2 protein-coding genes are annotated in these 2,312 nt (G+C 67.3%); both read left to right on the top strand.

Annotated features, from left to right (window positions below; all coding sequences use genetic code 11):
• The first annotated feature begins 901 nt into the window (after positions 1 to 901).
• Positions 902 to 1,471, top strand: coding sequence for a DUF1697 domain-containing protein (locus tag N864_RS23870; protein WP_162164564.1), 570 nt, complete (start codon positions 902 to 904; stop codon positions 1,469 to 1,471).
• A gap of 274 nt (positions 1,472 to 1,745) precedes the next feature.
• Positions 1,746 to 2,312 (top strand): cold-shock protein (locus N864_RS21535; protein WP_034722281.1); only part of this gene is annotated, 567 nt, incomplete at its 3' end.

Here is a 2,312-nt window from a genome sequence, read left to right as displayed (position 1 = left end):
AACTGCCGCGATCAGTCGTTCCGAAGACTGGCCATGCTCGACCTTGCGGCTGAGCAACTCGGCGCGGACCACATGCGGCGCCCGTTTGGGGTGCGCGCGTTGGCTGCGTCACTCCGCCGCCTGTCGGCCGGACCTTTACTGGATCGGCCGAGATGCGGGTCTAGTGGCTGTCCGCCCGGCTGAAGCGCCAGCCGGGGTCTTGAGCGTCGATTCTTGGCCCAGATGCGCCTGAGTACCCGCCCCCCGTCGTGTCTTGCCGCACGTCGATCTGCCCGTAGCCACCGGGGTCGACTCTGACCTGGAATGGGATGACGCCACCCGGAAAGGCGCTGACCTGCTGTCGCTGAGGTCGGACGTGGACTGCTTGTCCGGACACCACGAGGCTGACCATCCCGCCCGCAGGGGGATAGACGCAGGCATACATCGTCGCTTCCCCGCCGTAGGCGTGCAGCTCGCTCGACCAGTCCGAGCCAGCCACCACAAACCCGTCGTCACGGTGAGGGGCCAGGCCATTGCAGCCGGCAAAGTCTGTGGGCGCCGGATGCGGCGGTGGAGCGATCTCCCCAGGAGACGCTTTGCTGCACCCCGCGGCAGGCATCGTCATCATCCCCCACGCCAGCAGGGTGACAATCGTTGACAGGTACCGCCTCAGGGTCATGGCCGAAGTACTACACCTTCCACGCTCGCCCTGGAGCGAAGTGGCCGAACCGCAAAGGACTCACATCAGCGGGAGGCGTTCACCGGAGATGCCGCGCCGGGCGGTCTCGGACCTGCGTCATAATCGCCGCGAGCGCCGAGATTGTTCACGGCCCGATAGCAGCCCGTGATGGCGCAGGGCTCGGAGGGAGTGGCTTGGGCGTAGGAGCCGTTGCGCATGCGGCGGGTCGCTACCGTGTGGCGCATGAGTGTCCGAATCGGGTTCTTGCGCGCGGTGAACCTCGGGCGCCGACGGGTCGCCATGAGCCGACTGGCGGCGGTGTGCGAGGGCTTGGGCTATTCGGATGTGTGGACGTTCGTCAACAGCGGCAACGTCGTGTTCGACGCGATTGGGCGGCGGGCATCGGTCGAGGCCGCGATGGAGAGGGCCCTGGAGGAGGAGCTCGGCTTCGAGTGCACGACCTTCGTCCGGACCGCGCAGCAGCTGACGGCTACCCTTGATGCCCGGCCGTTCACGCTCGCGCCCGGTGGTACGCATTTCGTGACGTTCTTGAAGAAGGCGCCTGGCGCGACTGTTGCCCAGCGCCTGGAAGGACTGTCGAACGACTTCGACACTCTGATCGTCCGGGGCGCCGACGTGCACTGGCGGATGCGCGGCAAGTCCACCGACTCCCGCCTCGGCAGCCGCGACTGGGAGACCATCCTGGGGCCCTTGAGCAGTACGAGCCGCAATGTCACGATGCTGACGAGACTGGTGACGAAGATCGACGCCGCGGAGCGGCCTAGGGGCCGGCCCCGGCTTTCCAGAGGTTAGGGGAAGTCGGGCGCGATGCCCCGCTCCATGAGCGGTCCACCAGAAAGGCGATCGCTCGAAAGCTGAACGGTCATCCCTGACAAGCCGGCTGAGGCGGCCCTTGTCGTCCGTCAATCCGCCGCGAGCGGGACTAGGTCCCCATACCGGCTTGTCGACTATCGCGTCAGTCGATCCTGGGATGTCTTCCCTAGCACCGCCGGGCCCGCGGCGCTTGTCGCAGTCTCGTCGGGGACACTGGGGGAACACCGACCTTAGCTTTGACAAGGAGTCAGCCGTGACCGAGGGAACCGTCCGCTGGTTCGATGCCGACCGCGGGTTTGGCTTCATCGCCCTCGGGCAGGAGGCAGAGGACCTGTACGTGCATGCGTCCGAGATCGTCAGCGACGACGCGATGAAGTTGCTCCGGGAGGGGCAGGTGGTTGAATTTGAGGTCGGGGAGGGGGACCGCGGCCCGCAGGCACGCCGCGTGCGGGTGATCGCCGACCGGGCCGCCGATACACCGCTGGGCGTGCTGGGCACCGTCGCCTGGTACGAGCCTGCCAAGGGGTACGGCTTCATCACTCCCGATGACGGCGGTGCGGAGATCTTCGTGCACAGTTCGGCCATCGTGACGGGCGGCGTGGTCTCGGAGGGGCAGCGGGTGGCGTTCCTTGTTGTCGACGGCGAGAAGGGAGCGCAGGCTGAGCATCTACTGCCCTTGGAGGCCCCGGCCGCCCACCAGGCACTGGCATCCGACGGGGCGGACGGCACCGTGTCCTGGTACGACGGGGACAAAGGCTTCGGGTTCATCATCCCGGACTCGGGCGGCCCTGACGTCTTCGTGCACGTCCGGGCGCTGGCC

Origin of the sequence: Intrasporangium chromatireducens Q5-1, assembly GCF_000576575.1 — a bacterium.
GTDB classification, from domain to species: domain Bacteria; phylum Actinomycetota; class Actinomycetes; order Actinomycetales; family Dermatophilaceae; genus Intrasporangium_A; species Intrasporangium_A chromatireducens.
This window is presented reverse-complemented; position numbering and strand designations above follow the sequence as displayed.

What these genes read in the sequence shown, in the direction of transcription:
- N864_RS23870 (WP_162164564.1), top strand. Translation starts at nt 902, where the DNA reads ATGAGTGTCCGAATCGGGTTCTTGCGCGCGGTGAACCTCGGGCGCCGA.